Source organism: Cohnella baijiui (assembly GCF_020731285.1).
Taxonomy (GTDB): Bacteria; Bacillota; Bacilli; order Paenibacillales; family Paenibacillaceae; genus Cohnella.
The window spans coordinates 110,417-127,166 of the sequence record NZ_JAJFOW010000002.1 but is presented as its reverse complement, the minus strand read 5'-3'; the positions used below and the strand labels follow the sequence as shown (position 1 = coordinate 127,166).

At 58.2% G+C, this 16,750-nt stretch carries 14 protein-coding genes, 1 pseudogene and 1 riboswitch; of the genes and pseudogenes, 10 read left to right on the top strand and 5 right to left on the bottom strand.

Annotated features, from left to right (window positions below; translation table 11 throughout):
* The first annotated feature begins 1 nt into the window (after nt 1).
* On the top strand, nt 2–2,293 hold the full coding sequence (locus tag LKX83_RS02435) for a helix-turn-helix domain-containing protein (RefSeq protein WP_227880552.1): 2,292 nt from the start codon (nt 2–4) through the stop codon (nt 2,291–2,293).
* Between the two features lie 79 nt (nt 2,294–2,372).
* Nucleotides 2,373–2,470, top strand: a riboswitch (purine riboswitch).
* A 76-nt stretch (nt 2,471–2,546) separates the two neighbouring features.
* Nucleotides 2,547–3,500: an EamA family transporter gene (locus LKX83_RS02430; protein WP_227880551.1), complete on the top strand. Its 954-nt coding sequence runs from the start codon at nt 2,547–2,549 to the stop codon at nt 3,498–3,500.
* 60 nt (nt 3,501–3,560) lie between these two features.
* On the opposite strand, the gene LKX83_RS02425 is transcribed toward LKX83_RS02430, so the two are convergent.
* Both LKX83_RS02425 and LKX83_RS02420 read right to left on the bottom strand, forming a co-directional pair.
* Nucleotides 3,561–4,268 (bottom strand): FAD-dependent oxidoreductase, encoded by a 708-nt coding sequence (locus LKX83_RS02425; RefSeq protein ID WP_227880802.1) that lies wholly within the window; start codon nt 4,266–4,268, stop codon nt 3,561–3,563.
* Nucleotides 4,269–4,484: 216 nt separating this feature from the next.
* Nucleotides 4,485–4,710: pseudogene (locus tag LKX83_RS02420) on the bottom strand (iron chaperone).
* Nucleotides 4,711–4,970: 260 nt separating this feature from the next.
* On the opposite strand from LKX83_RS02420, the gene LKX83_RS02415 reads away from it, so the two are divergent.
* Entirely contained in the window at nt 4,971–5,606 is a 636-nt protein-coding gene (locus tag LKX83_RS02415) for a glycoside hydrolase family 11 protein (protein ID WP_227880550.1), read from the top strand.
* 182 nt (nt 5,607–5,788) lie between these two features.
* Complete coding sequence (locus LKX83_RS02410; protein ID WP_227880549.1) at nt 5,789–6,667, top strand: formylglycine-generating enzyme family protein; 879 nt, start codon at nt 5,789–5,791, stop codon at nt 6,665–6,667.
* Nucleotides 6,668–6,783: 116 nt separating this feature from the next.
* On the opposite strand, the gene LKX83_RS02405 is transcribed toward LKX83_RS02410, so the two are convergent.
* From LKX83_RS02405 to LKX83_RS02395, 3 genes are all read right to left on the bottom strand, one after another.
* Entirely contained in the window at nt 6,784–7,497 is a 714-nt protein-coding gene (locus LKX83_RS02405) for a DUF998 domain-containing protein (protein WP_227880548.1), read from the bottom strand.
* A complete protein-coding gene (locus tag LKX83_RS02400) occupies nt 7,494–8,102 on the bottom strand; it encodes a PadR family transcriptional regulator (RefSeq protein ID WP_227880546.1) in 609 nt (202 codons plus the stop codon). The genes LKX83_RS02405 and LKX83_RS02400 overlap by 4 nt, the downstream gene beginning before the upstream one ends.
* 252 nt (nt 8,103–8,354) lie before the next feature.
* On the bottom strand, nt 8,355–8,759 hold the full coding sequence (locus LKX83_RS02395) for a VOC family protein (protein WP_227880545.1): 405 nt from the start codon (nt 8,757–8,759) through the stop codon (nt 8,355–8,357).
* Nucleotides 8,760–8,862: 103 nt separating this feature from the next.
* On the opposite strand from LKX83_RS02395, the gene LKX83_RS02390 reads away from it, so the two are divergent.
* The 6 genes from LKX83_RS02390 (at nt 8,863) to LKX83_RS02365 (ending at nt 16,660) form a co-directional block, all read left to right on the top strand.
* Nucleotides 8,863–9,699, top strand: coding sequence for a helix-turn-helix domain-containing protein (locus LKX83_RS02390; RefSeq protein ID WP_227880544.1), 837 nt, complete (start codon nt 8,863–8,865; stop codon nt 9,697–9,699).
* 298 nt (nt 9,700–9,997) lie between these two features.
* Nucleotides 9,998–10,909, top strand: coding sequence for an ABC transporter permease (locus tag LKX83_RS02385; protein WP_227880539.1), 912 nt, complete (start codon nt 9,998–10,000; stop codon nt 10,907–10,909).
* Between the two features lie 22 nt (nt 10,910–10,931).
* The gene (locus LKX83_RS02380) at nt 10,932–11,867 is read left to right on the top strand and encodes a carbohydrate ABC transporter permease (protein ID WP_227880538.1); all 936 of its coding nucleotides are present in this window, start codon (nt 10,932–10,934) and stop codon (nt 11,865–11,867) included.
* Nucleotides 11,868–11,924: 57 nt separating this feature from the next.
* Nucleotides 11,925–13,493, top strand: a complete 1,569-nt coding sequence (locus LKX83_RS02375) for an extracellular solute-binding protein (RefSeq protein ID WP_227880537.1) — start codon at nt 11,925–11,927, stop codon at nt 13,491–13,493.
* Between the two features lie 96 nt (nt 13,494–13,589).
* Nucleotides 13,590–15,644, top strand: a complete 2,055-nt coding sequence (locus LKX83_RS02370; protein ID WP_227880536.1) for a beta-galactosidase — start codon at nt 13,590–13,592, stop codon at nt 15,642–15,644.
* Nucleotides 15,641–16,660 (top strand): DUF4432 family protein, encoded by a 1,020-nt coding sequence (locus LKX83_RS02365; RefSeq protein ID WP_227880535.1) that lies wholly within the window; start codon nt 15,641–15,643, stop codon nt 16,658–16,660. The genes LKX83_RS02370 and LKX83_RS02365 overlap by 4 nt, the downstream gene beginning before the upstream one ends.
* The last annotated feature ends 90 nt before the right edge of the window (nt 16,661–16,750 follow it).

Sequence of the window (16,750 nt, the reverse complement as noted above, 5' to 3'; positions counted from 1 at the left end):
CATGGGCCAAACCCTCCTACAGCGGCTGCGCTCCATCGCCGGACCGCGGCGATGGAGCCGGCTGCGGCCGCGACAGACCTACATCCGGATTTTCCTGGGCTTGAGCTTGCTGTTGGTGCTCGTCTCGGTACCGTTCGTGTTTTTGCTCACGGATCAATTTTCGAAGTACGCGATGAAGCAAATCGACCGGGTGAACCGAGCGGAAATCGCGCACTCGCGCGACAACACGGCGTTCATCTTCGACAAAATGATGGCGTACGGCTTTACCATGTACGCCGACAAGAGCATCCAAGCCTGGATGATGGCCGGCGAAGAGTCCCAAGGCACCCAGGTGGAGGCGCTGTCGGCCGCCGCCAAGTACAGGACGACCGAGCCATTCCTGGACAATGCGTATTTGATCAACATGCGGACAGAGCACGTCATCGACCTGAAGTACGGGATTTCGACGTTCGCCGCTTTTCCGGACCAAGCGATGCTGGCGCTCGCGCGAACGCCGAAAAACGCTTATCAGCGCTTTTTCGTCCATGAGGTGAACGGCACGCCGACGCTGACGCTCATGATTCCGACCGTGCCGTCCGGCCAGCCCTCGTACGGCTATTTGGTCCTCCTGCTGAACGACGCGCTGGTCCGGCAGTATTTGCTCAAGGACGGCGATGCGTCCGGACTCCGGTCGTTCATCCTCGACCGCGACGGGGCGGTTATGCTGGGTGACGACGGCGATCCCGATCTGAACATCGCTGTGGCGGCCCGCTCGACGGAGGGAATGGGGAGCTATACGCTGTCCTACGGAGGCGAGTCCTGGTCCGTCCAATACGCCTCGATCGAGCCGCAAGGTTGGGTATTCTACCAGATGGCGAAGCTGGAGGGCATCCAGGCCGACTTCCACGCGTTCCGGACGAAGCTGACGATCGTGCTTGCAGGGATGGTCACGCTCATCCTGCTTGTCCTGTTCTGGAACTCCCGGCGAACGTACAAGCCGATCTCCCAGCTCGCGGACCGGCTCGACCGCAAGCTCGGACTGAGCGGGCGGCTGCAGCCCGGCGAAGCCGCGAAGGATGAATACAGCGTCATCCGCGACGGCATCGAGCTGATGGAGGACCGGATGGGACAGCTCGACGCGTCCATGCGGGAGCATCGCAACGTGATCAAAGCCGAGTATTTGCGGCAGTGGATCCTTCAGGGCAAGCTGATCGCGCCGGTCGAGCAGTACGTCCGCCAGCAGTCCAAGCTGTTCGAGAGCGCGGACCTTCATGTCATCGTTTTCCGCATGAATGGCTACGGCGCGTTTAAGGAACAGTACGGCTTCGCGTCCCGCAAGCTGATCAAATACGCGATGGGCAATATCGCGGAGGAGATCCTTCAAATGGCGGGGCATGCCGAAGCCGTCGATCTTGGGGGCGATCATCTCGTCCTGCTCTTCGCGGGCCGGGACGTAGACATGGATCGCCTGACGGCGCTGCTGGAGGAGGCGCGGGCGCAGATCCGCCAGTGGACGCAGATCGAGATCACGATCGCCGCCAGCGAACCGAAGCACGTACGCGACGACATCCGCGCGATCTATCAGCACATCCTCGAGCTGACGATGCTGCAGTTCGTCTCCGGGGAAGACAAGGTGTTCCTGGAGCGGGACTTCGAGGCCTACATGCGGAGCGTCCAACCGCTGCCGGACGACCAGCTGGTGGAAGAGCTGATCAAGCAGGTGCGAATGGCGAAGCCCGAAGAGGTGTCTGCCGGCCTGGACCGGCTATTTGCGCACATGCAGACGATGCGGTACGCGGAGAGCAAGTTCCAGCTGTCGCTCCTGCTGTATACGCTGTTCAAGACGTTTAACAAGCTGCCGTCGCTCGAAGCCGCCCAAGATATCGAGCAGATCCTCGCTTCGTTCGATACGCTGGCGGGCGTGCGTTCATGGCTGGAGCGGGAATTGAACGCCGTCATGGAGGAGCTGAGCAGCCGCAAGGGCGCGAGCCGCCGGGAAGAGATCGTCACGGAAATCGTCGAGTACGTGAAGGATCATCTCCACGATCCGATGCTGACGATCGAGGAGATCGCCGAGCAGGTGTCCTTGTCCACGCGGCACGTGCGCCAGCTGTTCAAGGAGGCGATGGATGTCACGTTGTCGGACTACATCCTGCAGGAACGCATCGCGAAGGTCAAGGAGCTGCTCGTCACGACCGAATGGACGGTGACGGATATCGGCGAGCGGGCGGGTTTTCAGACGAAAAGCCATTTTTTCACGATTTTCAAAAAGGCGACCGGCATGACGCCGAGCCAATATCGGGACCGAGGATGAGGGGAAACTCCAAGCGTCAAGGGAATGGCAGACCATTGACAATGGGGGCCGGACGTTTTATGATTAACGCTGTTGCCAGTTCATAAACGTGATTATCATTCGTATAACTCCGCGATCGGGGCGGGGGTCTCTACGGGAAGCCGATACTTCCTTGCTACGAATATCGTTTCGCCCATCCGGCGAATCGCATATTCCGGGCAAGGAAGTTTTTTGTTTTTCCCCCCGGCGCGAAGCGAAAGGAGCATGCATCCAGATGAAATACAGAATAGCGGTATTGCTAGGCGCGGTCTGCTACGGCATCTTGTCGACGATCGTGACCAAGGCGTACGGCAATGGCTTTACGCTCGGACAGGTGGTCGGCAGTCAGCTCGCCACAGGCTGCCTGCTGGCTTGGGCGCTCGTGTTGGTCATGGCCGCGCGCCAGCGGCGGAAGAGCGGGGGACAGATGACGCATCCGCCGGCGAACCGGGCGGCTCCGCGAGCGACGTGGAAGCAGGCCGTCTTGCTGATGGCGGCGGGGATGCCGACCGGACTGACGGGGCTGTTGTATTACGAATCGCTCCGCTACATTCCCAACTCGCTCGCGATCTTGTTGCTGTTCCAGTTTACGTGGATGGGCGTCCTGATCGACGCGATATCCCGGAGACGGCGTCCGAACGCCGCGCTGCTCGTGACGCTGGCCGTCCTGCTCGGCGGAACGCTGCTTGCGGCGGGCATTCTCGACCGCGGACTGGACGCGTTCCGGGGCCTCGGCGTCCTGTTCGGCTTTTTGTCCGCCGTGAGCTACACGGCGTTTATCCTGATCAGCGGCAAGGCGGTGCCTACGGTCCACCCCGCGCAGCGCAGCGCCTGGATGATCACGGGCGCGATGCTGTTCGTGTTCGTCCTGTTCCCGCCCGCTTTCCTGTTCGACGGGACGCTGCTCGGCGGCCTGCTGCCGTTCGGCTTCCTGCTCGGCTTGTTCGGCGCATTCCTGCCGCCGCTGCTGTTCGCGATCGGCGTCCCGCGTATCGGGGAAGGGCTGACCGGCATTCTCGGCGCCGCTGAGCTGCCTGTCGCGGTGATGCTGTCTTCGGTCGTACTGCACGAGCGGGTGAGCGAGCTGCAGTGGGCCGGGGTGACGCTCGTGCTGCTGGGCGTGGCGCTGCCCGAGTTGTTCAGGCGTTTGTCCCGCGGCGCGCCCCGTTCGACCGGCGTTTCCTCCTAGCGCTTACCGGATCATACCTGCACAATACGTCGCCGATGATACGCGATGGGCCGGAAAGAACTAATATCCCCTGAAGGCGTCCTTTTTCAATTTCTGCTTGGATATCTTTTTCCCTTGCAGGAAAGCGGAAACGGACGCTACAAGCGATTTCGGTCCCGCAACAAAGAACGTTCCGTTGTCCTTATACCGGGCGATAAACGATTCGATTTCCTTCTCCAGATTTTCTCTTGAATCCAGATAAGTGACGTCAGCGACGGAACGATCAGCCAAAGCATCTAATTCATCTTTAAACAGATATGATTTTTTGCTATCCGTATAGAGGAGATGAATTTGTTTGTTCTCTCCATTCCCCGAAGCAGCATGTTGCTTTAGCATCGACCGAAAAGGCGTAATGCCGATTCCGCCGGCGATCAAGAGGGTAGGGTTGTTGTTCTTCAGGGAAAAAGATCCGATGGCTCCGCTCATTTTTATTTTCATGCCTGGTTTCAATTCCAACAGCGCTTGTTTAAACTCGCTGGGCTGATCGCCGATTCGAGTTGTAATCCTGACCACATTTTCTGCGGGAGCCGACGCGAGGCTAAATGGCTTTGTCGCATTTTTGATTGGTTTATGAGTGATGCTGATCAAGCCGTATTGCCCGGGTTCCCAATGCAAATCTGGATCTTTCTCGAATAAAAACGAATAGATATTCTCGGATTCTTTGAAACTGTCTATGAAGGTCATTTCTCTTTTGTTGAAGACGGCAGCTAAATCTTTAAAGAAGCCCATTTCATCAACTTCCTTTCCCATCATGAAATCCTTCTACCCCAAGCGATCGTGGGTGGGGTCCATTCCTTCGTCAAGCAAGGCGTCCCTCGCTCGAACATAGGACACCATTAGGTGTCGTTTTGATTTTAGGACACGATTTGGAGTCATGTCAACCCATTTTGCAAAAACAATAAAAAACCCCCTTTTTCAAGGGGATTTCATGGTTGTACAATGGGGCTATTTCCGCCAAAAAGTCGAACAGTCGGCTTTATCCTGGATATTGAACTGAATCATTCGTTCCAACAAGGAGTAATCCATCGAACGTTACAACAGCCAAATGCTGCTTGGACGCGCTGAAGCCGATGATAAAGGTATCGTGATCGGTAAACATCGGTTGGTTCCAGGCAATTTTGGGCTGCAGGTGCGGAAATTTCTTTGTTACCCAAACCAAAACTTCTTTCATTTGTTCCCGGTGCTCCGGCTCATCGATCCGAGATCATAATCATCGAACGGTTCCTCGGAACAACATCGACTCGGCGAGTTCTTTAAAATGACAGGGTGTCATCTTTAATTTGTGAAGTGTAATGAATGCGCTTACCTTCTATAATTTACCTGGAAGGAGGTGACAGAGAGCGTTCGCGGATCCGGGAGCATGCAGCTCTCGCAATGCGCAACAAATAAAGCAGTTTGGAAGCAACCACCAAAAATTGTAGGAGGTTGAGGATGATGAAGTGGAACAAGAAAATGCTGACGGTCGTTGCTGCGGCGCTCATGAGCTTTGGCGCGCTTGCGGGTACCTCCAGCGCGGCGACGGATTACTGGCAAAATTGGACCGACGGCGGCGGGACGGTCAATGCCGTCAACGGATCCGGCGGCAATTACAGCGTGACATGGTCGAACAGCGGGAACTTCGTCGTCGGCAAAGGTTGGAATACCGGATCGCCCACCAGGACCATCAACTACAATGCAGGCGTCTGGGCGCCTTCCGGCAACGGGTATTTGACGCTTTACGGGTGGACGAGAAACTCGCTCATCGAATATTACGTCGTGGACAGCTGGGGCACCTATCGGCCTACCGGCACGTATAAGGGCACCGTGACTAGCGACGGGGGCACTTATGACATTTATACGTCTACGCGATACAACGCGCCATCCATCGACGGCACCCAAACGTTCACCCAGTTCTGGAGCGTCCGCCAGTCGAAGAGAGCGACCGGGAGCAACGTCGCGATCACATTCAGCAATCACGTTAACGCATGGAAGAGCAAAGGCATGAACCTTGGAAGCAGTTGGGCCTACCAGGTGCTTGCGACAGAGGGATATCAAAGCAGCGGGAGCTCGAACGTAACGGTGTGGTAACCGTTCCATGATCGGCAAGGTACCCGAAGGGCTTTAAACGAATTTCAGAATATTGAAAAATATGGCCCGGAATCGGGACAAGGCCTGCCGGCTCTCGCAGCCGGCGGCCTTCTCTATTTCAACCCAAGAAGCATTGTCGCCTGCTCGAATCCGATTTCCATCCGTTAAAAGGAGATCAAGTTATGAGAAAGCCGTTCCTTTTCCTTCTCCTCGCCATCATGGTCGTTGCCGGCGTCGCTTGCGCGCAAGAAAAGCCCGATAGGAAGGAAGAGCCCGCCAAACTTGCCAAGCTTGGAACGCATGAGGGACTGGTATACGTCAAAGGCGGGACGATGTTAAATGCGAAGTCCAGCGGCTATGGAAAAAACGTCACGCTGCCGAACTTTTATATCGGCCCATACGAGGTCACGCAAAAAGAGTGGATGGAGGTCATGGGAAGCAATCCGTCGGAGTTCAAAGGAGACCATCTGCCGGTTGAAATGGTGAGCTGGTACGATGCCGTGTCGTACTGCAACCAAAGAAGCATCAAAGAGGGCTTGCAGCCTTACTACAAAATAGACCAAAATCGCAAAGACCCGAACAATAAAAGCGAGTTCGATCCGATCAAATGGACGGTGACGATCCAAGAAGGCGCGAACGGGTACCGGCTGCCGACGGAAGCGGAGTGGGAATACGCCGCGAGCGGCGGCCAGTTGAGCAAGGGCTACGCTTACAGCGGAAGCGATCACGCGGATACGGTCGCTTGGTATTGGAGGAACGCGGGAGATCGATACTTGTCCGGGGAATGGAACTGGCCGATCATCGAAAACAATCATAACCAAACCAAACCGATCGGCGTCAAGAAGCCCAACGAGCTGGGACTTTACGATATGTCGGGAAATGTAAGGGAATGGTGCTGGGACTGGTACGAAGGCGCGGACGTCCGGAGCGGTTCCTTCCGGGTCGTGAAGGGCGGCGGATGGATCGGCGACGTCAGCAACGCCGAGATCTCCTTTCGTGGCAAGTTTGAAGCGAGCGGCTTCGGCCCCGATCAAGGGTTCCGCGTGAGTCGCGGCGAGTAAATGGGAACCAGACCGGTTGCCGCCACAGGCCGTAGAGATATTCGCAGAGAAAGCTGCCCCGCGCTTGGCGCGAAGGCAGCCTTTTTGCATTCTCGCTGCAGCTTGGAAGAACCAGTTTAAGCTCGATGATGGGAAGGGGGTGCCTTCACCTTAAAAGTTTTAATGATATTCCATGCAACAATCATCATCCAAATGCTGTACCCCACGATAAAAACCCGGTTCGCCCAACCCGTCCAATCGCCGGGCCCTCGGGTTCCTTCAAATTTCGTTCCGCCCCCGGCTATAAAAGCGATCAAACTAAGCCAAATTACAGCCGTTGCTGCCCAAAGCAGGCGCCGAGCCTGATGGTTGAATGACCTGCGGCGGCTAAACGCCAAACTGATCAAAGAAGCAGCGATCGGGGCAACGGGAATCACCATCACGGATCCCCAGGCATGCCATGCGCCGTGCGTCGACCAGTGCTCTCTGCTGATCGTGATCGGATCCGTTTGAAACAAACCGGCAATAATGATTCCCGCCGCAGCTATCAACATGAAAAATAGCCCGATATACCCGCCGATCGATCGGATGCTCGGCTCAATTGCCGCTATCAAGCTCAGGCAGCCAAGCCCCAAGCCCAAAAAAGCAAGTTGCATCAACCAGCCGAAGTCGCCAAGCTCATATTCGCTAATCATCCTCCAGGAGGGGGCAAATTCCGGCTCCAACGCATGAAGGGCAATAAGGATCACCACAAATGCGAGGGTGGCCGTGAATGACACCCATGCGGCGCGGTTGGAAAAACTAGAAATGCCCTTCGAAATAAGATTACGATACTGCTTCACCGTAGTCATCCTTCTTCCCTTGATTGGTTCTCCCAGATTTCTTGTCGCGCTCGATCATAGGACGGATCTTGAAGGGATTCGATGAGTTTGGTAATGAAGCTGATTTCGGCTTTCATTAACGCGAGACCGTACTCCTCCTCGGCCAGAAAAACCCATTGCACACCGTTATCCGTTGACTTGCGAATCAGGTCTTGACTCTCTTCGGTTTGTTTGATCAATGCCTCAAGCCGCTTTCCTAGAAGTTCAGTCAATTCAACTGGCGTGAGGATGATCATGAGCGATAAGGCGACACCAAAGTGTGGATACTCCTTGCGCGGTTCGACTACGATCTCTCGCATCCAGTCGAATAATTCCGTCCTTCCGCTTTCGGTGATCCCATAGATCGTACGTTCCGGACGCTGCGTATCCCGAATCGTTTCCTGTTCGGAAACGAAGCCCGACTTGCGCAGCTGCTCCATCACCATGTAAAGGGAACCTTGGTTGTACTTGATGTTGCGGTCTTTACCGTGCTCTGTGAGCATCCGCCCCAGCTCGTAAGGATGCATCGGTCGAACCAGTAGATAAGTTAGCACGGCTAGCGCGAGCGGGTTAGACACCTTGCGTCTTTTTGCCATCCATAACCCTCCAGCTTCATTTGCTCCGATTATAAATAAACCAATTACTTGATGTCAAGTAATTGGTATCAAGTAATATTTCTGTCTGTTCGTCATCGGAAACGCATTGCGGCGGATTGGAATAAGTGTACAATAAGGAGGACATTCCGTATTTTTGCACGTCGTTGATAATGAATCTATTTGTACCTGTACGCCCGAACGAAAAAAGAGGTCTTTCACGAACGTTCCATGAAAGACCTCCCATTGCAGGCTTTATTTACGAAGCGCCCTGTCGATCGTCGCGGCGATATACCAATGGTTTCCGAACGGGTCTTCCACGCCTCCCGAACGTTCCCCATAGTCATGATCTTGCGGCTCATACAGGGAGCGCGCCCCCGCTTGCAGAGCCCGGTCGTATACCGTATCGGGATCGTCCACGAAGAGATGGATCGCGCTTTTCATCGGCGGGAAAGCCGGATTCGTTCCTCCGCCGATCTCGATGATGGCATCCCCGATTCGGCAGGCGGCATGTTGAAGGCTTCCGTCCGGTCGATTGTGCCTTTCCAGCTCCTCCGCATCGAAGCACTGTTTCATAAATTCAATGAATCGCTCCGCCCCCGCGACGATAAAATACGGGGTTACGGCAGTATAGCCTTCCGGTCTCCTTTTTGTTGCCATGGCCAGTCCTCCTTCTAGATTGGTTGTGAACCCTAACTTCCATAAGTATATTCTCGGAAAATCGGAACGTATTGGATAAAATTGATCTTAGGGAGGGGATCGCTTGATTTTCCATGCGCGCAAACCCGGACAACCTCTGGCGAAATGGATTGAGAAGATATGGATCTGCGAGAACTACCATCCGAGCCATGAGCTCGAAATGAAACTTCCCGACGCCTCGTTGACATGGATTATCAACCTCAAAGAGGATCGGTTTCGATTGTTCGAGGGCCGCCGTGCGGATCGCCGGATCATCCTGCCCGGCAGCATCATCGCGGGTCCGAAGTCCTCCTACTACTATCTGGATACGGCATGCCAAGAATCCTGCGTAGGCATTCGATTCAAACCGGGAGGAGCGCTTCCGTTTCTCGGCCCTTTGGTTGGGGAATTGAAGGATATCGACCTGCCTCTCGCGGAGGGGCTCGGCCGGCATTCGCTCGTGAACGAGTTGCGGGAGCGGCTGCAGGAGACTTCCGGATCGGAGCAGCGGTTTCAATGGGTCGAGCAGTATCTTCTGCGCCGTTTGACGAAAAAAAGGACGGTTCCGAAAGGCCATCCGGCCGTCGCCTACGCGCTTGAAATGTTCGAACGTGCCCCGGCGAACGCGCCTTCCATTGCCGATATCGCGGACATGGCGAATTTGAGCACGGAACGATTGATTCGCGTCTTCAAGGAAGAGGTAGGATTGACGCCCAAAAAGTACGGAAGCATCGCACGATTCCAGCAGTCGCTGCGTATGATCGGGGAAGGGCGGACAAGTCCGAATATCGACATGGCGCTATCCGGCGGTTATTACGATCAATCCCATTGGTACCGGGAATTCCGGAAGTATGCCAATATGACCCCGACCGCACTGTTACGCAAGGAGGGCCGGATCGAGAACCATATCCCCTTGGCGTGACAATCCCATCATTCCACGAACGCCATGCAAGAGGCTCCAGCCGTCGGCCGGGGCCTCTTTGCTTTCTTTTGCGACGGCCGAAAACCGCGCCGCAATAGGCTCCGCGGGCGGTATTTCCGTTTTGCGAACCGTCTTCCGGATCGAGAACCATCCGTATTTTCCGTCCTTTACCGCCATTCCGCAGGCTTCTAGCCCGAGTTCCCATATGAGAACTATACAGACCGCACGGCGCGGGCCTAAGCTGGACGCAGACAGATAACCACACTTCATCGTTCGGCAGGAGAGGAGCAGACAATCCGTGACGTTGGTCAGAGAAATCGTCAAAAACAAATATTTGTACTTGCTGGCGCTGCCCGGCCTCTTGTTCCTGATCGTGTTCGCCTACGTTCCGATGGCGGGGCACCTGATCGCGTTCAAGCGATACCGGCTCGCCGACGGCATCTGGGGCAGCCAGTGGGTCGGGTTCGACAACTTCAAATTTTTCTTCATGAGCAGCGACTGGTACAAGGTCACGTTCAACACCATTTTCCTGAACGGCCTGTTCATCGTCTGCGGGCTCGGGATCGCGCTGATCCTGGCCATCTTCCTAAACGAAATCCAGCAGATCGTCTTCAAGAAGATCGCCCAGTCCTTCATCTTCATGCCCTATTTCATTTCGTGGCTCGTCGTCAGCATGATGGTGTTCGCCTTCCTGAACACGACGGACGGCATCCTGAACCGGACGCTCGAGGCCAACGGCATGGACACGCAAAACTGGTACTTGATGCCCCGCGTCTGGCCCGCCATCCTGACCGTCATCTACGTCTGGAAGTTCGCCGGTTATTACTCCATCATCTTTCTCGCGGCCATTACGGGCATTTCCGGCGAATATTACGAGAGCGCGCGGATCGACGGCGCCACGCGGTTTCAGCAGATCATCCACATCACGATTCCGCTCATCCGCAACGTGCTCATCGTCCTGGCGCTGCTCGGGGTCGGGCGGATCTTCTACGGCGACTTCGGCATGATCTACGGGATCGTCGGCGACACCGCGCCGCTTTATCCGACGACCGACGTCATCGATACGTACTCGTACCGGGCGCTCCGCCAGCTGGGCGACTTCAGCAAGTCGTCCGCGGTCATCCTCTATCAATCCGTGATGGGGCTCGTGACGATCGTGATCTTCAACTACATCGCCAAAAAAATCGACAAAGATTCCGGCTTGTTCTAATCGAAAACGGGTAGGTGCACACATGGAACGTTCTCTGCAGCAATCGAGAGCCGTCCGGACGAAAGCGGTCAAAGTCCGAACGGACCGCTCGTTCTCCGAAAAGGCGTTTGTGTTTTTCCTTTACGGCTTTACCGGCGTATTCGCGCTAATCTGCTTCTTGCCGTTCTGGCTCGTGGTGATCAATTCGTTCGCGACCGAAGCCAGCATCAAGCAGCATGGCTATCAGCTCTTTCCGAAAGATTTCTCCCTGAACGCCTATCAATACCTCGCGCACGGCAAACAGGTCGCGAGCAGCTATCTCGTCTCCACGTCCGTTACCGTCATCGGCACCGTACTCGCGGTCCTCATCACGGCGATGTACGCGTACGTGCTGGCCCATCCCAAAGTCAAGTACCGGAACGTCATGTCGTTCCTTACTTACTTCACGATGATTTTCGGCGCGGGGCTGGTCGGCTTCTATATCCTGATCGCGAACTGGCTTCATCTGAAAGACTCGCTCGCCGCACTCATCCTGCCGTACCTGCTCAATCCGTTCTTCGCCTTCATCATGGTCTCGTTTTTCCGGACGCTGCCGTACGAGATCAACGAAGCCGCGACGGTGGACGGCGCCAACGACCTGTCGATCTTCTTCCGCATCATCCTTCCGATCTCCAAGCCGGTGATCGCGACGGTAGGCTTGTTTTACGCGCTGCAATACTGGAACGACTTTTTCCTGGCGCTGCTGTTCATCGACGATTACAAGCTGCATCCGCTGCAGATGATGATCCGCCAGCTCATCTCGAACATCAACATCGGCGCGTATGTCGGCGGCAGTCAGACGACTTACTCGCAGCCGCTGCCGACCTATGGGGTGCAGCTGGCGACGGTATGCGTGACGATCGGTCCGGTGTTCCTGCTGTATCCGATGATCCAAAAATATTTCGTCAAAGGGATTACCATCGGGGCGCTAAAAGGGTAGGCTTGAACCGGAGACATCCGGACGAGCATAGATACAACCACACGAGGAGGTCCAACCATGAAAGGGACAAAAAAAGGGGCGGCCCTGCTGGGCGCGACGCTGCTGCTGACGTCGATCGTCGGCTGCAGCTCCAAATCGAATGAAGCCGGAAGCTCTCCGAGCGGCTCCGCCGGGGCGGCGTCGCCGTCCAAGGCGGCCGAGGGCGCGAAGCTGCCCCCGGTCACGCTGAAGATCATTTTGCCGGGCGACCGGCCGGCCGATATGGACGCCGTGATCAAGGAAGCCGAAAAACGGATGGCGGACACGATTAACGTCAAGCTCGATCTCGTCTTCGTGCCGTGGTCCGACTTGGCCCAGAAAACGCAAGTCATGCTCGCGTCCGGCGAGAACGTCGACCTCATCTTCGACGCGCCGTGGCTGCACATGGAGCAGATGATCAGCGCGGGCTATTACGAGCCGCTCGAGGATCTGCTGAACCAGTACGGTCAGGACGCGGTGAAGGTGCGCTCGCAGCAAATGTTCGACGCCAACAAGTTCCAGGGACATATCTACGCCTTGCCGATGGGCAACACCCATCTCGCGGGACGGACGTACCTGGTCCGCAAAGACCTGCGCGAGAAATACGGCTTGCCGCCGATTCAAAGCTACGACGACCTGATCAAGTTCGCTTACAAGGTCAAGGAAAACGAGAAAGGCATCGTCCCGTTGCTCGCCTACGGCCAAGCCGGCCAGAAGGACGTATCCTGGGGCGCCTTCCGGGCGTTCATGGAGTACGACCCGCAAATTCTGCGCTCCGACGCGCTCGGCCAGAGCCTTGTGCTGTACTACAAAAACAACGACGGCAAAGTGTACAACCTGTTCGACGAGATGGAGCCGCGCGTCTGGTCCTGGATCCAGGACGCCCGCAAGCTGTATCTCGACGGCCTGATCCATCCGGACATTCTCGCGCTGAAGGACATCGACTCGGTCATCAATTCCGGCAAAGTCGGCGCCGCCGTCTACAACGAATTCGGCGTGCCGTCCAGCATGAGCGCCGCCGTCGCCCAAAACGTGCCGGGCGCGGAGCTGGAGCCGGTCACCTTCATCCAGATGGAGAAGGGCAAAAACATTACGAACTTCAAGCAGGCGAACTTCCAGGCGATTCCGAAGGTCAGCAAAAACAAGGAACGCGCCATGATGTTTCTGAACTGGACGGCGCAAAAGGACAACTACGACCTGCTCGCCTACGGCATCGAAGGCAAAAACTACGAAAAAGTCGGCGAAGACCAATACAAGCAGATCGGCTCGAACTATTCCTACTTCCCGTACGCCTGGATCTGGAACCCGACGACGGACCGGCTGAACGCCGGCTTCGACGCGGAAACGATCAAGCACTATCAATTCAACAAGGACGCCGACAACCTGACGCCGAGCATCCTGACCGGCTTCTCGTTCGATCCGGGTCCCGTCATGAACGAGATCTCCCTGTACAACGCCACCGAAGACAAGTACTACAACTCGATCTTCGACGGCGTGGTCGATTCGGACGAGACGTGGGCGAAGTTCAAAAAGGAAGCGTCCGCGAACGCCAAAAAGATTCAGAACGAGCTGCAAAAGCAAATCGACGCCTTCCTGGCGAGCAAGTAAGACGTCCGCAAGGACGGCCGCCCAGGCGCATCTACGGCGGGCATTCGGAGCATCGCGACACCGGATGCCCGCTTTTCCATGGAAGGAGACCCGCACATGAACGACAATCAAACGCCCGTCCGCGTGCGTTACGGCGGAGATTACAACCCGGAGCAGTGGCCGGAGGAGGTCGCGGCGCGCGATCTCGCGCTCATGACGGCGTCGGGCGTCAACACGGTGACGCTGAACGTATTCGGCTGGGGCGCGATTCAGCCGGAGCCGGACCGATACGACTTCGGCCGTCTCGACCGGCTGTTCGACGCGCTGGATCGCCAAGGCATCGACGTCGTCCTCGCCACGCCGACGGCCGCGCCGCCCGCCTGGATGTACGCCCAGGACCCGACGCTGCTGCGGGTGGACGAACGCGGCCTGCGCTTGCCGCATTGGAGCCGGCAGGGCTATTGCCCGAACCACCCGCTGTACGAGCGGGAGAGCCGGCGAATCGCCCGCGCCTTGGCCGAACGGTACGGCAAACGGCCGAACCTCGTCCTCTGGCATATCAACAACGAATATCTCATGCCTTGCTATTGCGATCGCTGCGCGGACGCGTTCCGCGCCTGGCTGCGGGATCGGTACGGCTCGCTGGACCGGCTGAACGAAGCCTGGCAGCTGAGCCAGTGGAGCCTCCAGCGGACGGACTGGGCGCAGATTTCTCCGCCGGTCGGCGGGATGGCGCATACGAGCGCCAGCCTGGACTACCAGCGCTTTCTCTCGGACAGCCATCTGCGCGGGTTTCTGGCCGAGAAGGAAGAGATCGTCCGGATCACGCCGGACATCCCGGTCACGACCAACTTTTACGCGCTGGACTTCCGGGGGCAAATCCATCATCGGTGGGCGCCCCATCTGGACGTCATTTCGTGGGATTCTTATCCGCCGCACCGGGATCACGCCGTCTGGGCGGCGTTCCGGCACGATTATTTCCGCGGTCTGAAGCGGCAGCCGTTCCTCCTCATGGAGCAGGCGACGAGCGGCGTCAACTGGAAGCCGTACAATCCCGCCAAGCGCCCCGGCATGATGAGGCTGCAGAGCTATCAGGCGCTGGCCCGGGGAGCGGAGGCGATCCTGTTCTTCCAGTTCCGCCAAAGCCGCGGCGGGGTGGAGAAGTTCCATAGCGCCATGGTCAGCCACGGGACGGAGACGGACAACCGGATCTACCGGGAAGTCCGGCAGCTTGGCGGCGAACTGGCCGGGCTGGGCGAGCTCGCCCGCAGCCGACAGACGGCCAAGGCCGCCGTGCTGTACGATCAGACGATCGACTGGCTGATCGACTGGAACCGCGCGAGCCAGGACGTGTCTTACCGCGAGACGGCGACGGCGTTTTACCGGCCGCTGTACGAGGGAAATATCCCGGTCGACGTCGTCCATCCGCTGTCCGACCTCGGCGGCTACGACCTCGTCGTCGCCCCGATGCTGTACATGTTCGAGGAAGGCGTGCCGGAGCGGCTGCGCGATTACGTGGCACAGGGCGGCAAGCTGGTCATGAGCTATTTGAGCGGAATGGTGAACGGCTGCGACGTGGTCGCGCACGGCGGCTTTCTCCGCCCGATCGACGACGTGTTCGGCATCCGCGTCGAGGAGTGGGACGCCTTCGAGCCGGACATGTCCAACCGTATTCGCTGGTTGTCCGACGAAGGGAACGCCGACGCGGAGGCTTCGCCGGCAATCGGCGCAGACGGCGCCTTTCGCGCCGAAAAATGGGTGGAGGTCGTCCACCTCCGCGGCGCGGAGGCGCTGGCCGTCTTCGAGGAGGACTATCACGCCGGCGCGCCCGCGGTCACGCGGCACCGGTACGGCCAAGGCGAGGCGTACTATGTGGCGACGCACCCGGAGGACGCGTTCCTGCGCGAGCTGCTGCTCGGCATCTGCCGCGCGCACGACGTGAAGTCCGCCTGCCCGAGCGCGCCGGCGGGCGTGGAGGTGACCGTCCGGCAGGAAGGCGGGGCGCACTACTGGTTCGTCTTGAACCATCGGCCGGAGCCGGTCGCCTGGTCGATGCCGGAAGCGGCGGGCGGGTATGAGCTGCTGGAGCAGCGAAACCTGACGGACGGGTGGATCGCGTTGGAAGGCTACGGGGCGCTCGTCATCCGGCAGGGAAGCGGGGGACCTGCATGAGCGGGCCGTATCGGCAAGTAGAGGCCGAGGAGACGACGGTCGAAGGGATCGCGGCGGTCCGGCTGGAAAACGCCAGGCTCCGCGTCGTGATCCTCGTCGGCAAAGGCGCGGACGTGTGGGAGCTGATCTACAAGCCGATGGAAGCGGACGTCCTGCTGAAAACACCTGAAGGGCTCGCGCCGCTGCGCGGCCGGGATCTGCGGCGGTCGCCGCTCGTTCATTACGCCAAGCCTTACCCTGGCGGCTGGCAGGAGCTGCTGCCGAACCGCGCCCGGTTCGGGGAAACGGACGTCGGCGCGGACCGCGAGGGCGAGTCAGCGGGCCTGCCGTGGGACTGGGAGCTGCGGCGGGAACCGGGCGCCGTCGTCCTGCAGTGCAGGGTCGCGCTGGCGCACGCCCCGTTCGCGATCGGCAAGACGTTCCGGCTGCGCGCGGACGCGCCGGCGCTCGAGATCGAAGAGGAGGCCGCCAACATCGGCCGGACGCCGGTCCGCTTCATCTGGACCCATCATCCGGCGTTCGCCGGTCCGCTCGTCGGTCCGCTCGCAAATGTCGTCCTCCCCGAGGGGAGCCATGCGTTCGACGTGCTGCGCTACGAGCGGGACCGGTCCGAGCCTCCGTCCCGTTACGAGGAGGATCCGCGCGCGGCGACGCTGCCGAGCGGGCGGACGCGGGATCTGACCCGCGTCGAGCCCCGATCGCCGGACGGCGAGGCGATCTACATCGCGCTAGCGGGCTTTGCGGTCGGCGAAGCGGGTATCGACAATCCGGAGACGAACCTCTCGCTGCGGCTGTCGTGGGATGCGGAGACGTTTCCTTGCCTGCGCTATTGGTCCCGGTGCGACGACGAGCTGTACACGGTCGCGCTGGAGCCTTCGAGCGCCCGGTTCTCGGATCTGGAAGACTGCGAGCGGTATGGCGGGTCCCTCGTCCTGGCGCCCGGCGAGCGGAAGAAGACTTGGCTGCGCGTTCGGCTCGATCGCTTGAACGAACGCGAAGAGATGCAGGGGAAATAAGGAAACCGGCTGTGCGCCGGAGAGGAAAGGGGGTGAGGACCGCAAGAAGAAGATGCACGGGAAGCGGGTATTGCCTTGATTTTCGCAAGC

Excerpts from the sequence above, each read along its gene's own strand:
- LKX83_RS02435 (WP_227880552.1), top strand. The coding sequence starts at position 2 with ATGGGCCAAACCCTCCTACAGCGGCTGCGCTCCATCGCCGGACCGCGG.
- LKX83_RS02430 (WP_227880551.1), top strand. The coding sequence starts at position 2,547 with ATGAAATACAGAATAGCGGTATTGCTAGGCGCGGTCTGCTACGGCATC.
- LKX83_RS02425 (WP_227880802.1), bottom strand. The coding sequence starts at position 4,268 with ATGGGCTTCTTTAAAGATTTAGCTGCCGTCTTCAACAAAAGAGAAATG.
- LKX83_RS02415 (WP_227880550.1), top strand. The coding sequence starts at position 4,971 with ATGATGAAGTGGAACAAGAAAATGCTGACGGTCGTTGCTGCGGCGCTC.
- LKX83_RS02410 (WP_227880549.1), top strand. The coding sequence starts at position 5,789 with ATGAGAAAGCCGTTCCTTTTCCTTCTCCTCGCCATCATGGTCGTTGCC.
- LKX83_RS02405 (WP_227880548.1), bottom strand. The coding sequence starts at position 7,497 with ATGACTACGGTGAAGCAGTATCGTAATCTTATTTCGAAGGGCATTTCT.
- LKX83_RS02400 (WP_227880546.1), bottom strand. The coding sequence starts at position 8,102 with ATGGCAAAAAGACGCAAGGTGTCTAACCCGCTCGCGCTAGCCGTGCTA.
- LKX83_RS02395 (WP_227880545.1), bottom strand. The coding sequence starts at position 8,759 with ATGGCAACAAAAAGGAGACCGGAAGGCTATACTGCCGTAACCCCGTAT.
- LKX83_RS02380 (WP_227880538.1), top strand. The coding sequence starts at position 10,932 with ATGGAACGTTCTCTGCAGCAATCGAGAGCCGTCCGGACGAAAGCGGTC.
- LKX83_RS02375 (WP_227880537.1), top strand. The coding sequence starts at position 11,925 with ATGAAAGGGACAAAAAAAGGGGCGGCCCTGCTGGGCGCGACGCTGCTG.
- LKX83_RS02370 (WP_227880536.1), top strand. The coding sequence starts at position 13,590 with ATGAACGACAATCAAACGCCCGTCCGCGTGCGTTACGGCGGAGATTAC.
- LKX83_RS02365 (WP_227880535.1), top strand. The coding sequence starts at position 15,641 with ATGAGCGGGCCGTATCGGCAAGTAGAGGCCGAGGAGACGACGGTCGAA.